At 45.8% G+C, this 19,145-nt stretch carries 16 protein-coding genes and 2 pseudogenes; 9 read left to right on the top strand and 9 right to left on the bottom strand.

From position 1 onward, the window contains the following. Positions 1-55 precede the first annotated feature (55 nt). The 9 genes and pseudogenes from CZ225_RS08095 to CZ225_RS08060 form a co-directional block, all read left to right on the top strand. Complete coding sequence (locus tag CZ225_RS08095) at positions 56-1,183, top strand: helix-turn-helix domain-containing protein (protein ID WP_077153708.1); 1,128 nt, start codon at positions 56-58, stop codon at positions 1,181-1,183. A 198-nt stretch (positions 1,184-1,381) separates the two neighbouring features. Next, positions 1,382-2,476 (top strand): DUF3575 domain-containing protein, encoded by a 1,095-nt coding sequence (locus CZ225_RS08090; protein WP_077153707.1) that lies wholly within the window; start codon positions 1,382-1,384, stop codon positions 2,474-2,476. A 16-nt stretch (positions 2,477-2,492) separates the two neighbouring features. Continuing rightward, on the top strand, positions 2,493-3,380 hold the full coding sequence (locus CZ225_RS08085; protein ID WP_077153706.1) for a FimB/Mfa2 family fimbrial subunit: 888 nt from the start codon (positions 2,493-2,495) through the stop codon (positions 3,378-3,380). Positions 3,381-3,400: 20 nt separating this feature from the next. Further along, positions 3,401-4,288 carry a fimbrillin family protein gene (locus CZ225_RS08080; protein ID WP_077155748.1) on the top strand — a complete coding sequence of 296 codons (888 nt, stop codon included), beginning with the start codon at positions 3,401-3,403 and terminating at the stop codon, positions 4,286-4,288. Between the two features lie 34 nt (positions 4,289-4,322). After that, positions 4,323-5,885, top strand: coding sequence for a fimbrillin family protein (locus CZ225_RS08075; protein ID WP_077153705.1), 1,563 nt, complete (start codon positions 4,323-4,325; stop codon positions 5,883-5,885). A 19-nt stretch (positions 5,886-5,904) separates the two neighbouring features. Beyond that, positions 5,905-7,617, top strand: coding sequence for a fimbrillin family protein (locus tag CZ225_RS08070; protein ID WP_077153704.1), 1,713 nt, complete (start codon positions 5,905-5,907; stop codon positions 7,615-7,617). A gap of 226 nt (positions 7,618-7,843) precedes the next feature. Beyond that, positions 7,844-8,074 (top strand): hypothetical protein, encoded by a 231-nt coding sequence (locus CZ225_RS24305; protein ID WP_234983022.1) that lies wholly within the window; start codon positions 7,844-7,846, stop codon positions 8,072-8,074. Further along, positions 8,013-8,339, top strand: a complete 327-nt coding sequence (locus CZ225_RS24300; protein ID WP_310591582.1) for a DUF2589 domain-containing protein — start codon at positions 8,013-8,015, stop codon at positions 8,337-8,339. The genes CZ225_RS24305 and CZ225_RS24300 overlap by 62 nt, the downstream gene beginning before the upstream one ends. Beyond that, positions 8,296-8,607, top strand: a pseudogene (locus tag CZ225_RS08060) (helix-turn-helix domain-containing protein); the annotation flags it as partial. The gene CZ225_RS24300 and the pseudogene CZ225_RS08060, both read left to right, overlap by 44 nt. A 196-nt stretch (positions 8,608-8,803) precedes the next feature. Here CZ225_RS08060 and CZ225_RS08055 read toward each other — a convergent pair. The 9 genes and pseudogenes from CZ225_RS08055 to CZ225_RS08015 all read right to left on the bottom strand — a co-directional run. Next, positions 8,804-9,559: pseudogene (locus tag CZ225_RS08055) on the bottom strand (tyrosine-type recombinase/integrase); the annotation flags it as partial. 506 nt (positions 9,560-10,065) lie between these two features. Then, positions 10,066-11,238 carry an iron-containing alcohol dehydrogenase gene (locus CZ225_RS08050; RefSeq protein WP_077153703.1) on the bottom strand — a complete coding sequence of 391 codons (1,173 nt, stop codon included), beginning with the start codon at positions 11,236-11,238 and terminating at the stop codon, positions 10,066-10,068. Between the two features lie 65 nt (positions 11,239-11,303). Further along, a complete protein-coding gene (locus tag CZ225_RS08045; protein WP_077153702.1) occupies positions 11,304-12,305 on the bottom strand; it encodes a lysylphosphatidylglycerol synthase transmembrane domain-containing protein in 1,002 nt (333 codons plus the stop codon). Between the two features lie 33 nt (positions 12,306-12,338). Continuing rightward, positions 12,339-13,256, bottom strand: a complete 918-nt coding sequence (locus CZ225_RS08040; protein WP_129585896.1) for a phosphoinositol dihydroceramide synthase — start codon at positions 13,254-13,256, stop codon at positions 12,339-12,341. Positions 13,257-13,283: 27 nt separating this feature from the next. Continuing rightward, positions 13,284-13,949 carry a CDP-alcohol phosphatidyltransferase family protein gene (locus tag CZ225_RS08035; RefSeq protein WP_077153700.1) on the bottom strand — a complete coding sequence of 222 codons (666 nt, stop codon included), beginning with the start codon at positions 13,947-13,949 and terminating at the stop codon, positions 13,284-13,286. Positions 13,950-13,970: 21 nt separating this feature from the next. Beyond that, positions 13,971-14,438, bottom strand: coding sequence for a GtrA family protein (locus tag CZ225_RS08030; RefSeq protein ID WP_083714715.1), 468 nt, complete (start codon positions 14,436-14,438; stop codon positions 13,971-13,973). A 14-nt stretch (positions 14,439-14,452) separates the two neighbouring features. Then, positions 14,453-14,932, bottom strand: a complete 480-nt coding sequence (locus CZ225_RS08025) for a phosphatidylglycerophosphatase A family protein (protein ID WP_077153698.1) — start codon at positions 14,930-14,932, stop codon at positions 14,453-14,455. Positions 14,933-15,190: 258 nt separating this feature from the next. Next, positions 15,191-16,480, bottom strand: a complete 1,290-nt coding sequence (locus CZ225_RS08020; RefSeq protein WP_077153697.1) for an inositol-3-phosphate synthase — start codon at positions 16,478-16,480, stop codon at positions 15,191-15,193. A 108-nt stretch (positions 16,481-16,588) separates the two neighbouring features. Next, positions 16,589-19,141: a DUF5686 and carboxypeptidase-like regulatory domain-containing protein gene (locus tag CZ225_RS08015; protein ID WP_077153696.1), complete on the bottom strand. Its 2,553-nt coding sequence runs from the start codon at positions 19,139-19,141 to the stop codon at positions 16,589-16,591. Positions 19,142-19,145: the final 4 nt, after the last annotated feature.

The raw sequence follows: 19,145 nt of genomic DNA, 5'->3' as shown, positions 1-19,145 counted from the left end.
CCATATATTCAGTATTTTCGCTAATTTTGCATTCAAAATAGTTAGGCATAATAAAATGGAACCATCTATATACAGTTATTCACTTTGTATTGCGCTACCGTTGATGTTGTTCTTCGGCTTTTATTTTTTGTTGGCTCCAACCCCGGAAAAAGCCATTTTCAATAATTATCTGCGTTCCCGGCGAATTATGGGGGTAGCCATACTGTTACTTGCCGCCAACTATTCGGTACATTTCTTTTTTGGGATCAGGTTCAAGAATACCGATGCCGCCATCCTGATGAACCTGTCCACCTATTTTTTGTGCTACTGGTTGTTCAGTTCGGGCCTCACCACTCTGCTTGACCGCTTTTATATCACCAAATGTCGGTTACGGACGCATATCTGTCTATGGATACTGTTTTCCATCCTTTCCGGCATCGTTCTGCTGTTGTTACCAAAAGGTGGTTTACAGACAACGGTGATGTTTGCCTTGGCCGCATGGTTGGTTATCTATGGGCTGTTCTTGACCCGTAGGCTTCTCCGGGCCTATCACAGGGTCATCCGCATTTTCGATGACACCCGTGCGGACGACATCGGTGCCTATATCAAATGGCTTTCCATTTTCACCTACTGGGCTGTCACATTCGGGGTGGGATGCGGACTGCTGACATTCCTGCCTGATGAATACATCTATATCTGGATTCTGTCATCGGTACCGTTCTACATTTATCTCTTCCTTTGCTATCTGAACTATCTGCTGTTTTACGAACAGGTGGAAAACGCGATGGAGGATGGCATGACTTCTGAAGAGGAAGACCTGTGTGACACCACAAACCGGGAACAGGCACAGAGGCAGGATACTCCTTTTTTCCATGCCGAAATGGCGAAAAAAATCAAAGGTTGGATCGATGCGGACGGTTATATCCGGCCCGGCCTTACCATAAAGGAGCTTTCAGATGTGCTTCATACCAACCGCACCTACCTGTCCGGGTACATCAAAACTACGTATGACATGTCGTTCCGCGATTGGATTACCGGACTTCGTATAGAATATGCGAAACGTCTGCTTGCGCGATATCCGAGGTTGACGATAGCCGACATCTCCGAGAAATCCGGTTTTTTGTCACCAAGCCATTTTATAAGGCTGTTCAAGGAAAATGCAGGCTGTACCCCTGTCAAATGGAGGAAAACAGAGGCGGAATAATACGGTGTGTGGATGGGGAAAATAGACCAAACGACAAAAAAATAGTCTGAACGACAAAACCAAAATGTTCTAAATCACAAAGATGTGCGATTCTGACAATTGAGACATTTTTTATAGGCAAGAATCGGGCTGAATTTAAATCTTTTCGCTTATTTTGTATGTTAAGTCTGGATTGGAAATTTAAAAAGCATATAAAAAATGAGCAAAAGAATCCTATTCTTCATTTTGTTTTCGTGGCTGGCACCGGCAGCTTTTCCGGCTTTTGCGCAGCAGAAAACAGACACAGTTTACACCTTCCGGTTCGTTCCGCAGAAGGACATGTTCTACGTGCCTTGGAATGGCAATGACACGGAACTTGCCCGCCTGTTGGAATGTATCGAAAACAACAAAACCACAATTCTTGACGGCAAGCTGCCGCTACTGGTTGACGGATACTGTAATTCACTGGGCAGTGAAGCCGAGAACCTTGCCACGGCGAAGATCCGTGCCAACCGTGTGAAATCCGAACTGATTATCCGTGCGGAAATAAAAGAGGAGAATTTCATTACCCGCAACCATGCGACTGAGGGTGATTTTGTCACCGTGCGCCTGACGGTACCGGTAAAGGGAACTGCCGCGACGGATGCGGAAGCACGACGCAAGGCGGAAACCGAACGACTGGAAGCCGAGAAGCGTGCCGAACAGGAACGGCTTGCCGAAGAGCAGCGCAAGGCGGAAGAAGCCCGACTTGCCGCTGAAAAGGCAGAAGCCGAGAAAGCCGCTCAACAAAATACACTTGCCGACACGCCGTCGGAAACCAAAATCACAACTGATTATCATCTCTCCCTGCGTGCCAACCTGCTGCGCTGGGCTACCCTGACACCAGATCTTGGCGTGGAATGGCGCATCTGCCCATCGTGGGGCATTGCCGTAAACGGCTCGTGGACTTCATGGACGTGGAGCGACAAGGACCACCGCTATGCACTCTGGGAAGTGGCTCCGGAAGTGCGTTACTATATGGGTGAGAAGAAAGCCTGGTATCTGGGCGCGCTGTTCAAGGCCGGACAGTTCAACTACAAGCTCTCCGAAACAGGCAAGCAGGGCGACCTGATGGGTGGCGGCATCACCGCCGGCTATCAGCTGCGGCTGAACAAGGCACTGGCTCTTGATTTCAACCTCGGTTTGGGCTACCTGAATGCCGACTATGAGAAATATGAGGTCATCGACGGTGTACGTGTACGCCGCGGCAACGAGACAAAAGATTGGTGTGGTCCCATCAATGCCGGTGTGACATTGGTATGGAAGTTATTCTAATACGGAGGAATAGAATATGAAAGCAAGACAATATATAAATATGATGGGAATGGCAGCCGCCGTGCTGCTCTCTTCCTGCGTGAAGGACACGCTTTATGACACGCCGCATCCCGACTACGGGAAGATTGCGGTGACAGCCGACTGGTCGGCCCGCGGTGAAGGTATCGACATACCTGCCACATGGACGGTCACCATGGGTGACTATACGGGTACGGAGACTTCCGCCACCCATACCCCCGACCATCTGTTTGCTCCGGGCAGCTACACCCTTGCGGTGTGGAACCCGGCTGAAGGAATCACGGTGAACGGCACCACAGCCACCATTGCCGCAGCCACGGGAACCCGGGCAGGCACGGATACCTTTGTGAACAATGCCCCGGGATGGTTCTTCACCTATACGGAACAGGTGACCATCGAGAAAGACAAGGACTATCCGCTGACCGCCGCAATGAAGCAGCAGGTACGCGAACTGACGCTTGTCGTCGAACCTACTGGTGATGCCGCCGGACGCATCACGGAGATTGTTGCCCATCTGACGGGTGCAGCCCGAACACTCAATTTCGCTACTGATACCTACGGAGCCGCTTCGAACGTCGTGCTGCCCTTCACCAAGATTACCGAAGGTGACGATGCTGGCAAGTGGAAAGCCACGGTGCGGCTACTGGGTGTGACAGGCACGGAACAACTGCTGACGGGTGAAATCCGCTATGCTGACGGCAACCCGACCCCCACCACGCTGAAAAGCGACCTCACGGAAGCCCTCAAGGAGTTCAACACCGGAAAGGGCGCATCGCTGACCCTCGGCGGAACGCTGGTTGAGACTCCCGAAGGCATGGAAGTGGACGGAGCCGAAATCAACGGCTGGGAAGAAGTGAAAGGTGATGATGTAAATGCCGATTTGTAACTAATATAATGACAGATATAATGAAGACAAGATTTTTTGCACTTGCGACGCTCGTCCTCGCACTGGCAGCCTGCAACAACGACAACGAGAACCTGAACGGTGACCCAGTGGCCGCCCAGTTTACCGCCGACATCGCCCTCGCCACCCGCGCCAGCGGAACCACCTGGGATAACGGCGACCGTATCGGCATCACCGACATCGGCAACGACACCCAGTACGGCAACGTGCCTTTCATCCTGAAAAATGGGAAATTTGAGGCAGAAAAAAAGGTCATCTATATCGAAGATACAAAGCCCCATACTTTCCGCGCCTACTATCCGTACAACGCGGCGGGAGGTATCCTCGCAGCCACGACCGATGCCACGGCGCAGCAGAACCAGTCTTCCATTGACTTCCTCTTTGCCACAGGAGCCACGGGAGACAAAAACAGTCCGGTAGTGAGCTTCACCAACAAAACCGGCAAAGGCGGTGAAGACAACTCCTTCCACCACCGCATGAGCCAGATAACCCTTACCCTCGAGGCGGGCGACGGCGTGGATTTCAGCGTGGTCAAGCCTGAACGTTACACGCTGGACGCATTGATACTCACCGGTACGTTCAACACGGCCGACGGTATTGCCACCGCAGACGACGGGGCACAAGCCGAATCGCTGGCCATGGATCTGACAGACGGCAATCTCACGTCATCGGTCATCCTTTTCCCGCAGACAGCTACATCCCTGCCGTTGGTTGTGAATTACAAAGGTCAGGAATATCATGCCACACTCACCGTGCCCGAAGGCGCACTGCAGGCGGGCAAAAACTACACCTATACCGTCAAGGTACGCAACAAAGTCCTTGAAGTCAGCGAAGCCACCATTGCAAAGTGGAACGATATAGACGGCGGAGAAGTGGGCGCAGACCTGTAAAACATTAATAATTAAGAATTAAGAATGAAGAATTATGAGACATAGATTATTTATCCCCGCAGCCACCGCGCTACTATTCGCCCTCGCTGCCTGCACGCAGGACGAATTGACCGACGACAACCGTCTGCCCGAAGGTGAATACCCCGTATTCATCCGTGCCACTGGACTGTCCGTAGAGGCAACGCCGCAGGCAGCCCCATCAACCCGCGCCACCGTGGACGGCGACTGGCAGGGCGTACAGACTGTGGCACTCAAGATGGGCGACGCTGTAAAGGAATACACCGTAACGGCTTCTACCGATTTCAAGAGTGCCACGCTCTCACGCGAGAACGCCCCACACTACTGGACCAGCCGCGACCCGATTACCGTATCGGCATGGTGGCCCTTCAATAATGCTGACATCACCCAGATGCCTGCCGTGAAGGTGGCTGAAGACCAGAGCCAATTGGCTGACTTCCAGAACAGCGACTTCATCTCTGCCGAAAACCAGACGGTGAAATTTGATGACCCGACACTTGAATTTACCCACCGCACGGCACGCGTGGCAATCGATCTGAAGCCCGGCACGGGATTCACGAGCGTCGCCGGTGCCACGGTGAGCCTCGTAAGCCTGTCTGCCGATAACGGCAACCCGACCGCCATCAAGACCTACAACGCAAGCGGCAACACCTACGAGGCACTGACCGCTCCGCAGACCGTTGTGGCAGGCAAGCCGTTCATCAGGGTGGAACTCGGCAGCGGCACTTTCTACTTCCGTCCGCAGAACAACGTCGTGCTGGCAGCAGGCAGTCGCTATAAATATACCGTTAAGGTGAACGCCACTGGCTTGACGTTAGAGGGCTGCACTATCGGTGACTGGGCTGACGGAGGCGGCGAGAGCGGTGAGGCTGAGGATTTGGGTTATTCTATACAGAACGACGGCAGTTACACGGTCTATAACGCAGACGGCCTGCTGGCATGGAACAAAGCCGTACAAAAAGATGAATCGATAAATTGCACCCTCACCGCCGACATCGACCTGACGGGTAGGGAATGGACACGGATAGGCACATGGCCAGGTTACTCCGGCATCTTTAATGGGCAGGGACACCGCATTACGGGATTAAACTTTTCAGCAGCGACTACTGAACTTTTTGGGTTATTAAATGAACGTGGTGTGATAAAGAACTTACAACTCATAGATGTGAATCTGTATGGCAATAGTGGATCAGCAGCTGGAATAGTGGAGCAAAATAATGGCCAAATCATTGCCTGCTCTGTGACGGGAAAAATTTCTGCATATGGTAGAACTTGTGGTATAGCCGATTTAAATTATGGCAGAATCACCGCTTGCTGGTTCGACGGCACATTGAAAGAGTATGAATCCGGAGCTATAGTGCGTTATAACTACAAAATTATAACTTCCTGTTATTGGGGAGGCAATGTCGGGCAAGGAGTATTCCATGATCATGGAGAAAAGGTAGATGCCACGAAGGTGGACGGCGCGACAGTGAAATGGCAGACAGCCGTCGACGGCATGAACACCGCCCTCACCGCTGGCGACTACCAGTGGGTACTCGGCACCGACGGTCTGCCCGTATTGCAAAAGAAACAATAACGAACCCTAAACAACACGCATCACGAAACGAACAATCATCCATACATCTGCAGCCATAGCCCTGCTGCTCGGCATTGCCGCCTGCACGCAGGACGAAGCGGGCTTCCTGCAGGAAGGGGCGGAAGGCACACCCATCGTCTTTACCGCCACGGGGCTGAACCCCGCTGCGACAGCCATCGCCAATACCCGTTCCACCGTGGACGGCGACTGGGAGGGTGTGCAGAGCGTGGCAGTCCTGATGGACGGCACGGTGAAGGCATACGACGTGACGCTCACCACCGCCGACCCCGCCAGCGCCACGCTGACCTCCACCGACCCGCACTACTGGACCAACCGCAAAGACATCACCGTCACAGCGTGGTGGCCCTACACCGCTGGCGAGACAACCCCTTCTGCTGTGAAGGTAAAAGCCAACCAAAGTGCCCGGAAAGACTTCGAGGGCAGCGACCTCATCGTAGCCGACGGACAGACGGTGACCTATGGTAGCCCCACGCTCCGCTTCACCCACCGCACGGCGCGGGTAACCATCGTTCTGACGGACTACACCGAGGGGCTGGCATCTGTGCGGCTGACGGGTCTCTCCACCGAAGGCGGCAACCCGGCCGAAATCACCCCGTATGACAAGGGTAGCAACACCTACACCGCCCTCGTAGCCCCACAAAGTGTGGTAGCTGGCACGGCCTTCATTACCTGCACCTTCACTAACGGCAAGACCTTCGTCTATAAGATGAAGAATGCTACCGACTGGCAGGCGGGCGGTGAATATACCTACACAGTCTCCCTCACTGCGGCAAAAGACCCGGGATATACCATAGAGGGCAACGGCAGCTACACCGTGACATCCGCCGATGGCCTGATGCATGTAGCCGATTTAGTGAACGGAGGTAAGACCGACATTAACATTACCCTCGACAAAAACATTGACTTGACGGGCAAAGGCTGGACGCCGATAGGCACAAGCTTCGATAACTCATACAAAGGCACTTTCGACGGCGGCGGCCATACCATCACGGGGCTGGCCGTTACGACAAATGACCAATTTGTGGGTCTGTTCGGCTATCTCAATAGAGCTGGTACGGTGAAGAACGTGGTGATGGAAGGCATACAGATAACAAGCAATCACGGGTCGAGCCAGGCCGGTGGCGTGGTAGGATTTAGCCGGGGCACTATTGAAAACTGCTCGGTGTCGGGCAGCGTCAGCGGCACGGTGTACGTCGGCGGTGTGGTGGGGGCTCAATGGGGCGGTTCCATCACCGGATGCAGTTCCTCGGCCACAGTGAAGGGAACGGTCGATGTCGGCGGCGTGGCAGGTCAGACGAATTCGAATGCCACCATGACCGCTTGCTATGCCACGGGCAACGTGACCTTAGAAATAGCCCCCATAAATAATATCGATGTCGGCGGTGCGGTGGGATTCAACGGAGGAAGCCGCATCCTTGCCTGCTATGCCACGGGCAACGTAACCAGTACAGGTAGTAGCACCGTCAATGTGTATATCGGCGGCTTTTGTGGATATAACTCCACCACCGTGACCGCCTGCTACTGGAAGAATAATAAGGAACAAGGCATCGGCTACAATAAGGTAGGCACCGACACCGAAGTCACGAAGGTAGACGGCACTGACGTTACCTGGCAGAAAGCCGTCGATGCCATGAACACCGCCTTGCAGAACGCAGGTTCAGAGTGGCGTTACGAACTCACCGGAGCATTGCCCACCTTGAGGAAGCAGTAAACGTCGGGCGGAAAAAGTTCCGCCCGCAACGGAAAGAACCGAAGTATAACCCCAATAAAGAAAGGAGGACGTGATGGAACACACGGAGAATCCACCATATAGGTTTTGACATCAAGGCATTGTCAATAATAATATAGACTCCAGTGTAAATATGGAAGCTGTAAGCCGGACATTGTCAAGATTGGTGCTCATTAAAGACAACAAATCAAGTAATTAAATTAAAAACATGGGACTTTTTCACAGAGGCAAGAAAAATAATGACGATGAGCCGGACAGTGTTCAAACCAATTCATTCTCTGATATTATGAATGGTTTGCAATACTCCGTAAACTGTGCACAAGATACATTGCAGAATCATCAGATACAAAATCTGACCAGACTTTTTGAAGGAACAAATGCAAATAACGCAAATACGTTCCAATCGAAAAAAAATCATGGTTGGAGACAAGACTATTGATATTCCACTTATAGCCTTGATATCCCATCATTATCTTGCAATGGATAATGTGCAGATAAAGTTCAAGGCGAAGGTCGGAAGCGTGGAATCACAGATCCCGGAAAACAACTTGCTGTTATCCAGTCTGCACAGAGCCAATCTCCAGATGCAGATGAGCAACATAAAACCGGATGCGGATGATGTCATGGAGGTTTGCGTCAATTTTAAGGTTCAGGAGACTCCGGAGAGCATTACTGATATACACATGGCCGGGCAACGTGCGTGAGCTTCGGCAGAAGATAATGGGAGCCGTATTACAGGCGCAGGAAGGTGTGGTCACGAAAGAGCATCTGGAACTTGCCGTGACGAAACTGACCTCACCTGTCAGCTTCGCCCTGCGCAATGACGCGGAGGATAAGGAGCGGATATTGCGTGCGTTAAAACAGACAAACGGCAACCGGAGTGCCGCTGCCGAACTGCTTGGAATAAGCAGAACAACTCTATATGGCAAACTTGAAGAATATGGATTGAAATATAAATTCAGGCAACCATAGCCGATTTTGTTGAATTTGACTATCTGCAAAGGTTTGTTATTCAAAAAATAATATTACCTTTGCATTTAGGAAAAGCGTTCTTTTGAATTACTGCAAAACGAGGTAAAACACAGAATTTCGCTGGTTTCTAAATCGTTACCTATTAAGCCGAGATATTTTGTAAGCTATTGAATTTTAGCAAGAAAGGAAATCCTTTATGTCTTGCACTATATGAACTCAGCCTATCACCTAATCCCAGTATCTCACCCAATAACATGAGCTGCCGGTTGAAATTACGAAGAGCCAGCTGATATTCACGATACGCCTCCCGAGTACCTTCACGACTTGTCAAAAGCGGAAATAAATAGGGTGAGGTACTATTCTTATTGACATATCTGTTCAAGATCGACATTGCTTCCGGAGTTAATGTTACCGACAAAGAACGCCCCGTTTTACGCCTACGGTAAGTCAAAACATTATCACGCAAGTCACTTTTGCGAAGATAGGCAAGATCGACAAAAGGCAATCCACGAAGCAAAAACATCAAAACAAATAAATCTCGGGTACGCCGCAATACAGGAATACTGGCAAAAGTATCCGGTAGTTTGGTAAATACCTTTTTCATGTCTTCGTTGTTCAATGCCCTACGGTGGTCCGCTTTTGTTCCGGTATAGACTGATCGGAACAAATAAGGCATATAAGGAGCCTTACGACAATCCACCGCCCGATTGTAAACCGCCCGTAAAGTACGCATATAAGTGGAAACCGTATTCCAACTACATCCTCGGCTACGAAGATGTATTTCAAAACCTTTCAGCCATTCTGGAGTCACCTCCCGAAAAGCCAAATCCCCATTCCCATGAAAAGCAATAATGGCATTGAGACTGCTCCGATATACGTGCGCAGTTCCAAAGTTTCCCCCCATTTGGAGCCTATCGGCTACTTGCTTCATAAATGTCGCTAACTTCATTATTCTACTACTCATTAAAGAATTAGACCATAAATATATATCATATCCCGTTCTCAAACTTTTTCGATAGACATACATTTTGTTATTGATTCAATCCCCCGGCAGAACGGTTTTTCGCCGGGTAGGCAATAACAAATAAGAAGTATAGTTGTTTTCAAGACATAGAAGGCAAACCGTTTTCAAACATTAAATCAAGAGTATATATGAGTGTATATGACATAAAATTGGTACCGACTCTGGATTACAGACTACTAAAAAACATTAAACTGCACAGCTAAAGTTTGATAACAAACCTTATGAGCGCAGTTCTATGTGAAGTGCTAAAGGAGTAAAAAAACACTTTCCGATTATCTTCTATTTCACGAATTGATTCTTCTTTATTTTATCTAATTTAAAGACAATCATTTCAACAAGCTACCAATGACAATAAAATCAAATAGTATTTATATAAATATTCCCACTAAATAACCCTACGGTATCCAACAGATAAAACAATGATATGAGTTTATTCACAATGCCAATCTATAAATCTCTTCACTATCTTTTCGGGTAAGTTTAACATAATTACCAACCAACTCACCTTTGTTACGATGCAAGCTATCAGCTAATCGATCAATATCAGGATTTTCGATACCTAATTCCGCAAAGGTAACAGGTAATCCAATAGATTTGAAAAAGGCTTTCAGACGGGAGATTCCTTCAAGCGCAACAGATTTCTTATCTTCTGATTCCGGCACTCCCCATACACGTATTGCATATTGGGCAATTTTATCAACATGATGATCAACCATCCATGTCATCCAAGCAGGGAAAATAACCGATAATCCGGCTCCATGCGTCACATTATAAATAGCACTCATTTCATGTTCCAGAAAATGGGAAGCCCAGTCTTCTTCACAACCAACTCCACACGTACCGTTATGAGCGATTGTTCCACACCACATCAAATTAGCTCGCGCACCATAGTTTTGTGGCTCTTTCATCACAGTAACGGCTTCTTTGATGATAGCAAGCAAAGTTCCTTCACAAACACGGTCGCTTATTTCTACTTCTTGGGTATTGGTGAAGTAACGTTCCATAATGTGTGCCATCATATCGGCAATGCCACAGGCAGTTTGGAAAGGAGGAAGTGTATATGTCAGTTCCGGATTCATCACAGCAAAAACAGGACGAAGCAAAGCAGGAACACGAAGACTGAGTTTCTGTAAACCATCTACTTTGGTTATGACTGTATTACCGGAACCTTCGCTTCCGGCAGCAGGAATAGTCAGCACGACAGCCACTTTCAAGGCTTCCGTTACAGTAGATTTCCCAATATAGAAATCCCAAAAGTCACCGTCATAAGGAACTCCGGCAGCAATGGCTTTTGCTGTATCAATCACCGAACCTCCTCCTACAGCAAGCATCATATCTACCTGTTCTTTACGGCAAAGCTCTATCCCTTCATACACTTTCGTATCAACCGGATTGGGCTGTACACCACCAAGCATACAATAAGCGATACCCGCTTCCTGCAAAGATTTTTCCACACACGCCAAAAGTCCGTTACGAACTACAGAGCCACCGCCATAAACCACCATTACTTTATGTGCACCATATTTCTTTACCAACGCTCCGGTCTGGGCTTCCGTACCTCTTCCGAATACAAATTCGGTAGGACTATAAAAGATAAAATTATTCATTGTCGTACATATTATAAGCCCGACAAATTTAAATAATTAGATAGAATAAAGAGGATGTTTGGAACTTAAAATGATTTATTATCACTTTTATTTCCTATTTTCATTAGTGTAAGTCCGATTACGATCCAAAAGATTTCACGCAAACGAGTGATAAGAGCGGTATATACTCCATAAGCTCCGGAAAGGGCCAAACCGCTTACAGCAAGGGCAAAGCCTCCTTCACGACCGCCAAGTTGCATCGGCATAAAGAATAGAAGATTGGCAAGCAAGGAAGAAAAAGCCGCAATCAGGATGCAACTGGTAAAGCTGACATTGGTGGTCAAGACATTCAGGATAAGCCATATTTCCAGACAACTGACTACACGTGCCGTATATTCCAGCAAAAGGGCTGTATAGAAAGTACGTTTCTTTTGTTGATGCAAAAGAGCTATTTGTCGATCGATATTCACCAGTTGTTCATGATGTTTCTCGGCAAAGCGGACAACCCGATGTTTCAAAAAAGGCAAACGGCTGCCCATGCGAATGCAAGCTACTGCCATCCCATGTTGGTAACCTTTCACAAACAGTACAACAATCAGCAGACAAAATACGGTGATTACCCCAAGTAAAATACCCATTGCCCAACCCACCGAATAAAGACATACATAAATCAAGACAGAACTCAGCCAAAAACAGAAATGAGAAAAGATGTGCATCATCACGTAAAGAATCACAGAAGATGTGGCACGCTCTACTCCAATATATGGAGTGAGTTCCATAATTCGATATGGCTCGCCACCCATCAATCCAACAGGGGTTACATAATTAAGTGCAAACCCGGTAACGGTAAACTTGTAAAGCTGAGGAAAAGAAAGTCCCAGCTTACCACCGCTACGAATGATGATGTACCACGATATAGTATTTATCAGGTAGATAAATAACCACAGCAACAAGATCAGAGGTAAATAAATCCCCGCACGTTTCACGTTTTCCCATAACTCCTGATAATTCATATCAAAAGTGAAAATCATTATCAGGACAGCAATTATGCCGAAAGTGAGAAACAAATTACGGTATTTATTCTTCATCTACTGGTCAATAGGTGGTTTCACCACAGATTATTATTTAATGTAATTATAATATCTGTCAAAGAAACGACGGAAGCCTCCTAGTTTCATCAATCCTTTCTCAAAGATCAGAATGCCGAGTAAAGCACAAGATATGCCAAGTAGCACGTCAATGATGTAATGATGACAAGAATAAACTGCGGTTCCCCAAATACCGACCATAATAATGGAAAAAAGAGTAATTACATACCATTTACATCTACGTACGATGGCATAGGCTAATGCTACTACCATATAAGCCGCATGCAGCGAAGGCACTGCTGCAAACACATTAGCGTTACGTCCATAGATAGAATCGAAAACCGCCAGTCCTGTAAGTGCATCAAAACGACCAAGCCCCGCTACATTGCCCGGAGTATTTAAAATCGGTTCGAAACCATAATTGATAGCATACCAAGGTGGAGCAGCCGGATGAATATAATAGCCGGCAAAGCCTATCAAATTAACTAGCAGAAAGACCATAGCAAATCGCAGGTAGATGTTTCTCGACTTCGACAGATATAGCCAGATTCCAAATGCAATGGGTACAGGTACCCAACAAAGATAGAAGATTCCGGCAAAAATATCGGCTATAGCCCAATGGTGGGCTGCAAAGTATTCGCAAGGAGTAACAAGCACTCCGCCATCCATCACTCCGAACAAGGATTTCTCTGCATTATACAGCCCTGCTACGTCAATCGGATTCACCTGATAGTTAGGACATATACGCATCCAGTCATACGAAATACCGAATATAAAAAATGGTAACAATGCCACCGCTAGTTTACGAGTAGGTAAGCCGACAAAGAATAATACCAAATAGATCACTGCCATCAACAAATGCTCGATACGAAATCCGATAAACAGACCTGTCAGCAAAAGAAAAAAAGATAATGCACAGATTACTGTCCAAACCTCTTTCTTTGATGGCATTTGGGTAGATTTTATCATAATAATTAATTATTTCTTTAGTTCGTTCTTCATCATTACTTTCCGACAATGGTTTACACGCATAAAAGCCGTAATATTGGCAAATAGTGCAACAAATGCTAAAGGAAAGACTAATATCAGAATCGGATCGAAAAGAGTGACATCTTTAAAGATTCCACAAAACAAGGCTCCCAAACTAGTCAACACTACTCGTTCCGGACGTTGCATGAAACCTACTTTACATTCTATCCCCAAACCTTCGGCACGAGCACGCACATAGCTTACCATCAACGAACCGATTAACGCAACAAAAGCAATAACGGAATAGAGAAAATAACCTTCCACCAGCAAGTAATAACAGATACCGAAAAAAGTAACCAGCTCACTGTAACGGTCGAGAACCGAGTCATAAAGCGCACCGAATGTGGAACTCATATTCCCGACACGTGCCACACGACCGTCCATCATATCGAACAAACCGGCAAACAGGATAATACCTCCTGCCCAGCCCAGATATGCGAGTTGATCATGTTCAGCGTATATGCTGGCATATATCAACAAACCTGCAGCCACTACATTCAATAGAAATCCGGTAGTAGTGATAAAATTGGGAGTGATCCCAATCTTAATCATTCCATGCACTACGGGATTAATGATCTTATAAATCAATTGTTGTAAATAATCTCTGTAATTCATATCTAATTCTTCTGTTTATATTCAATGCTGTTTTTTAAAAAGACCCTTAATGTCCAAATTCCGGTACACAAAATAACGCTGCATATTGTAGTTCCAAAATAACGCAACTATGATTGACACTACAACCTTAGGAATAATAAAAAAGTCGCCGAAATGTTGACTGAGCGTATCGCGCACCCAAGGAATTCTCCCAAGAGATTCAGTCAGTGCATACGTCCCCCACGTATTCAGCCAGATACTGCAAAACCATACGATTATAAATTTTACAGCAACATGTATTTTCTTTCCATCTGATTTAAAGGTCCACTTATAATTAATAACGCAATTGACTATTCCTCCGTAGACTGCCCCTGTCAATGTAGCATAGACATAATATACGTCGAATAGTTTAACTAACAAGATAGTCACGAGAAAGTCCGCGATAGTTGCCATCTGGGCAGAAAGTTGTGCCCTCAGAAACATGAAAATACCACCTTTCCGGGAAACCATTCGTGCAAATTTTCTCAGCCAACTACCCATCTTACTCCTATTAACAAGATAAAACTGTATATACCTGCCAAGATATCGTCCATCATTACCCCTACTCCTCCTTTAAGATCTTCCATTTTACGTATTCCTAAAGGTTTAGCTATATCAAAGATCCGAAAAAGGCAAAAAGCACCGATCACATACCAGAACCACCGTTCATCAGCAGGAACAGCCAATAACGGAATCCATACGCCTACCATCTCATCCACCACTATGCGTGAAGGGTCTTCACCCCAATAGGTTTCCAGTTTATTGGCAGCCCAAATACCTGCAAAGGTAAAGATGATGACCAAAGCAGCAGTTACCCACAACAAAATAGAATATGGTAGTAAGAAATAAAGGACAATCCAGATAATAGAAGCCAATAATGCCCCAGCTGTACCGGGAGCTACGGGAGAGAATCCTGAGCCAAAGCCTGTGCCTATCAAAACAGGTAGAAAGGGAGGGGTCTTCATTAATTACAAATTACTAATTACAAATTACTCACTTATTACTAATTGCCGATCAACAAGCATAAATTACCAAACAACTGTGCAGAAAATATAAATCAATAGTCGTCAGTTACTTATACGAAATTTCATCAATTGATGTATACTTTGATCGAAGACAGTAACCTGAGGGTTATGATTAAAAACCAAAAGTTGAGGTTGAGTATCTGTCCCGCCTTACAACAGGGCAAATCTCAATCTCAACTTGGTTATATTGATCTCTTATTATGCTAAATAATCAGGTTCTTTTTCACCGATCATGTTACGCAATGTCTGTTTTACCATTCTCCATTGAGTAAACAAGTCGTGTTCCGGCTGATGTTCGAAATCGTGCATCGGGCTCTTGCAGAAGAATGACAACCATGTCTGGATACCACACATACCTGCACGCAAAGCCAAGTCACTGAACAATACCAGGTCAAGAGCAATAGGAGCAGCAAGGATAGAGTCACGACAAAGGAAGTTTACCTTGATTTCCATTGGGTAGCCCATCCATCCAAAGATGTCGATGTTATCCCATGCTTCTTTATTATCTTTACGAGGAGGATAGTAATTGATACGTACTTTATGGTAAACATCACCGTAAAGATCCGGATATTTTTCCGGCTCGAAAATAGTATCGATTACAGAAAGTTTGCTAACTTCTTTGGTCTTAAAGTTGTCCGGATCATCGAGCACCTCGCCGTCACGATTACCCAGAATATTGGTAGAGAACCAACCGCTCACACCCAGCATACGAGTCTTGAACATCGGTGCTAATACTGTCTTCATTAATGTCTGACCGCTCTTGAAGTCTTTACCGGAAATAGGCACATTCATCTTCTTAGAGAATTCCCACATTGCCGGAGTATCTACGCACAAGTTAGGAGCACCCATAATAAACGGCGCACCTTCTGCAATAGCAGCGTAAGCGTAACACATACTTGGAGAGATCACAGTTGTATTGTCGTCTTTCATTGCTTTTTCCAAAGCGGCAAGTGACTTATGCTCGTCTGACAAAGGAATGTAAATCTCAGTACTTGCAGCCCAAAGCACAGCGATACGATCACATTTATTAGCAGCTTTAAAGTCGCGAATATCCTGACGGAGTTGTTCTACCATTTCCCAACGGGTAGCAGCTTTCTTAATGTGTGTTCCATTCAGACGTTTTGCCCAGTTGTGATCGAAAGCAGCCGGCATCGGCTTAATAGCTTCCAATTCTTCTTTTACTCCATTCAGATCTTTTTCCTTTAAGACCTCTGCATACATAGCAGCTTCATATGCGTTATCTGGGAAGATATCCCATCCACCGAAAACAATATCTTTCAAATCAGTCAAAGGCACAACGTCTTTGATGAGTTTTTCTTCGTTGTTTTCCATACGCATCGTAGCAAGCTGTGAAATAGATCCTATCGGTTTTGCCAGTCCCTTACGAGAGGCCAGTGTACCTGTAATCATTGTGGTAGCAACCGCACCACCAACTCCGACAACCAATACGCCAAGACGTCCAGTAGCGGGTTTAATTTCTTGTTTCATTTCTATTCTATTAAAATTAAACTAAAATTGTTGCAAAAATAAGATTAATTAATTACTAAAACGGTTTTTATTTGTCATATCTACATTGCAATTAGCAGGATTTAACTTTTAAAAGGTCATGTGGAGACTAATTCTCAAACCTGACTTATCAATATTAGGTGAATCCCTGTATGTTAGCCGCCAGACATAGTCCAGACGCAGAACTTTAAATATATTCTCTATGCCAACTCCGGCTTCTACATAGGGTGTTTTCCCCATTGAACGGGTGTCTGCTATTGGAAAAGTGAACAGTCCGTCACTCATCTCCGGATTGTTTTTATCACTCAGATGACCATATATTCCGCGGCACGAAAGTACTTCCCTCCATTTCAGTTTTTTCAGCAACGGAATCCGGTTGAATAGCCATCCGTTGAGAAAATAAGTAACATCCCACGAGAAATATTCATCATTCATAAACTCCATCGCATTCATTAATGAATAAGACTCTGGCTGAATGGTATAGGAAAGGTTTGCATTGGGTATAATAAGCAAGGGAAATGGTACTTTATCCCATACTTTCCCCCCTTTCAGAATAACATCCGTATAACCAAAGGCAGAAAACCAGAACCGTTTCTGAATACCGGCTTCCGTATGGTTGTAGGTATAATCACTCCCTAATACACTTTTGCCGGCAATGGTATGAGACAGGGTGAACACCGGAGCATCTAAAGAAACGGGAAAGCGATTCCACTGAGTCTGAAAGAATTTCTCATTCGGGGCATAACGCAGTTTCACCTCGGCAGCACTCATCGAGAATCTCTTCACAGGGAAATAACCATCATTCTCTTTCTTTATAAAAGGGATCAGATAAGATGATTCGTCGGTTCTTCTCCGGGCTGTCAATTGGAATGAGAAGCCGGAATAAAACTCATTGGTATAGGTCATTTCAGCTTGTTGGTAGTAACCGATGCGATCATCTTTTTCACGTTTCAAAGCCAGAAATACATTGTCTTTACTAGTATACAAATAGTTCTGACCGTATTGATTAACGTCCGATTCATAGCGTACTTTTAAAGAATGAATCGGAAATTCATTAGCATATTCTTTTTTCTTTTTGAAGGAATATTCCACTTCAGCAAGTCCTTTCAGTCGTTCATCTTTGAAACCATAGGCAATGTATCCTTTGCCAAATAAATGTGGATTAAGCCAGGCTGTTGTCATTCCCCCGGCACGAATACGAGGTCCTTCGAGTGTATTACCACTGATTGTTGCATTCATCGGACCGATGTAGAATAGCGGTGCTTCTTTAGAGGTGGGAATATAGCCCGTAAAAAGAATGGAGAGTATTTTCTCCGTCCAATAATAGACCGGGTAGCCTCGTAATTGTTCCATCAGTCGGTCTACTGAGTTCTCTTGTTTGGAGATGGCGGATTGAGGACGATTCTCTGCCCAATAGTTTTCAGAACGTGATAAGGCTTCTGTTTCTTCTATAATGCGTTCCGGACGGTCAAATGCTTTATCTGCTTCGGCAGTCGGCTCAAAGGTATAATTGTTGTAATCTGCCACACGACGGGCAAAAATACCATCCTGTCCTTCTGCTAGTTTAAGCTCGACCGTAATATTCTCATGGTCAAGCAGACGTGTACCGTCTTCTGCCCGTTTAAATTCTTGTTCGAGCAACATATAATCGACGAAGTTCAGATTAATCTTTTTAGGGAAGTTGAATACGGCACGCTTAACAAAATAGGTGGAATCAAGGGTTACATATAAATGCCCCGTAAAGCCGAAAGACTCGGAATTGAAGGGTACAAAAGTCAGGTCTGCACAAGGCTCTCCGGCTATTTGCAACGTATCCATCAGATAGTATTTATAAAATCCTGTACCGATACGTGATAATGGACTAACAAATTTATTGGTGAAAAGCGAGATATTGTTATCATATATATCTACATCTTTGAATACCTCATTAATGGCTGCTTGCATTCCCTGACGGGAAAGAAGCTCATCCACTCCCGCTTGCTTACGTCCTTTCACCCATTGTTTTTCTGTACGGGGAGATTTGCGATAATAATCTACAGCAAGTAGTTCTCTTGCAGAGACGGTTAATATCGGCTTACCTGTTACGGCAGAAGTATCTACATAGTTCGTTAAGAAATCAAATTTGCGGTATAACCATTTCTTTTGTTTTTCTTCATCAAAATTGTTTAATGCAAAGGTGGTCTTTTCATAACGCTCACGTTGCCAGAAGTCTTTCTCGTCAGGAGAGTGATCGTCTCGATGTTCTATCATCTGACGGACAAACTCCACAGCGGGATTGTCTTTCTTACGGTAATGTTCGCGTTTGGGCTTTACAGTTATTTCTTTGATTGCATAGGTCGCTGTTGATAATGCGATTTTATAAGAGGTTCCACGAGAGGGATGAATCTGGCTATTATATTCATTATACCCAATGGCAGATATAATAAGCACAACTTCTGTACGATGAGTCTTAAAGTAGAAACGTCCGTCACTTCCGGTAGTCGTTCCTTCTGTCGTGTCTTTCAGGCGTACTGATGCATAAGATAAAGGTTCCTTTGTCAGCGAATCTGTCACTACACCTTGTACTACATATTGAGCACTCAATGAAATGCTAACAGACATTAAAAGAAAGATCGCTAATATTCCTTTAGCCATTAATCTCATACCT

Origin of the sequence: Bacteroides bouchesdurhonensis (assembly GCF_900155865.1) — a bacterium.
Lineage (GTDB): Bacteria > Bacteroidota > Bacteroidia > Bacteroidales > Bacteroidaceae > Bacteroides > Bacteroides bouchesdurhonensis.
The sequence above is the reverse complement of the archived record's forward strand: the minus strand, read 5'-3'. Positions and strand labels throughout refer to the sequence as shown.

Bases quoted from the DNA above. Each gene is read 5' to 3' on its own strand.
- CZ225_RS08080 (WP_077155748.1), top strand. From the start codon at position 3,401: ATGAAGACAAGATTTTTTGCACTTGCGACGCTCGTCCTCGCACTGGCA.
- CZ225_RS08035 (WP_077153700.1), bottom strand. From the start codon at position 13,949: ATGAATTACAGAGATTATTTACAACAATTGATTTATAAGATCATTAAT.
- CZ225_RS24300 (WP_310591582.1), top strand. From the start codon at position 8,013: ATGCAAATAACGCAAATACGTTCCAATCGAAAAAAAATCATGGTTGGA.
- CZ225_RS24305 (WP_234983022.1), top strand. From the start codon at position 7,844: ATGGGACTTTTTCACAGAGGCAAGAAAAATAATGACGATGAGCCGGAC.
- CZ225_RS08090 (WP_077153707.1), top strand. From the start codon at position 1,382: ATGAGCAAAAGAATCCTATTCTTCATTTTGTTTTCGTGGCTGGCACCG.
- CZ225_RS08040 (WP_129585896.1), bottom strand. From the start codon at position 13,256: ATGCCATCAAAGAAAGAGGTTTGGACAGTAATCTGTGCATTATCTTTT.
- CZ225_RS08025 (WP_077153698.1), bottom strand. From the start codon at position 14,932: ATGAAGACCCCTCCCTTTCTACCTGTTTTGATAGGCACAGGCTTTGGC.
- CZ225_RS08015 (WP_077153696.1), bottom strand. From the start codon at position 19,141: ATGAGATTAATGGCTAAAGGAATATTAGCGATCTTTCTTTTAATGTCT.
- CZ225_RS08085 (WP_077153706.1), top strand. From the start codon at position 2,493: ATGAAAGCAAGACAATATATAAATATGATGGGAATGGCAGCCGCCGTG.
- CZ225_RS08095 (WP_077153708.1), top strand. From the start codon at position 56: ATGGAACCATCTATATACAGTTATTCACTTTGTATTGCGCTACCGTTG.
- CZ225_RS08030 (WP_083714715.1), bottom strand. From the start codon at position 14,438: ATGGTTTCCCGGAAAGGTGGTATTTTCATGTTTCTGAGGGCACAACTT.
- CZ225_RS08050 (WP_077153703.1), bottom strand. From the start codon at position 11,238: ATGAATAATTTTATCTTTTATAGTCCTACCGAATTTGTATTCGGAAGA.
- CZ225_RS08045 (WP_077153702.1), bottom strand. From the start codon at position 12,305: ATGAAGAATAAATACCGTAATTTGTTTCTCACTTTCGGCATAATTGCT.
- CZ225_RS08020 (WP_077153697.1), bottom strand. From the start codon at position 16,480: ATGAAACAAGAAATTAAACCCGCTACTGGACGTCTTGGCGTATTGGTT.
- CZ225_RS08075 (WP_077153705.1), top strand. From the start codon at position 4,323: ATGAGACATAGATTATTTATCCCCGCAGCCACCGCGCTACTATTCGCC.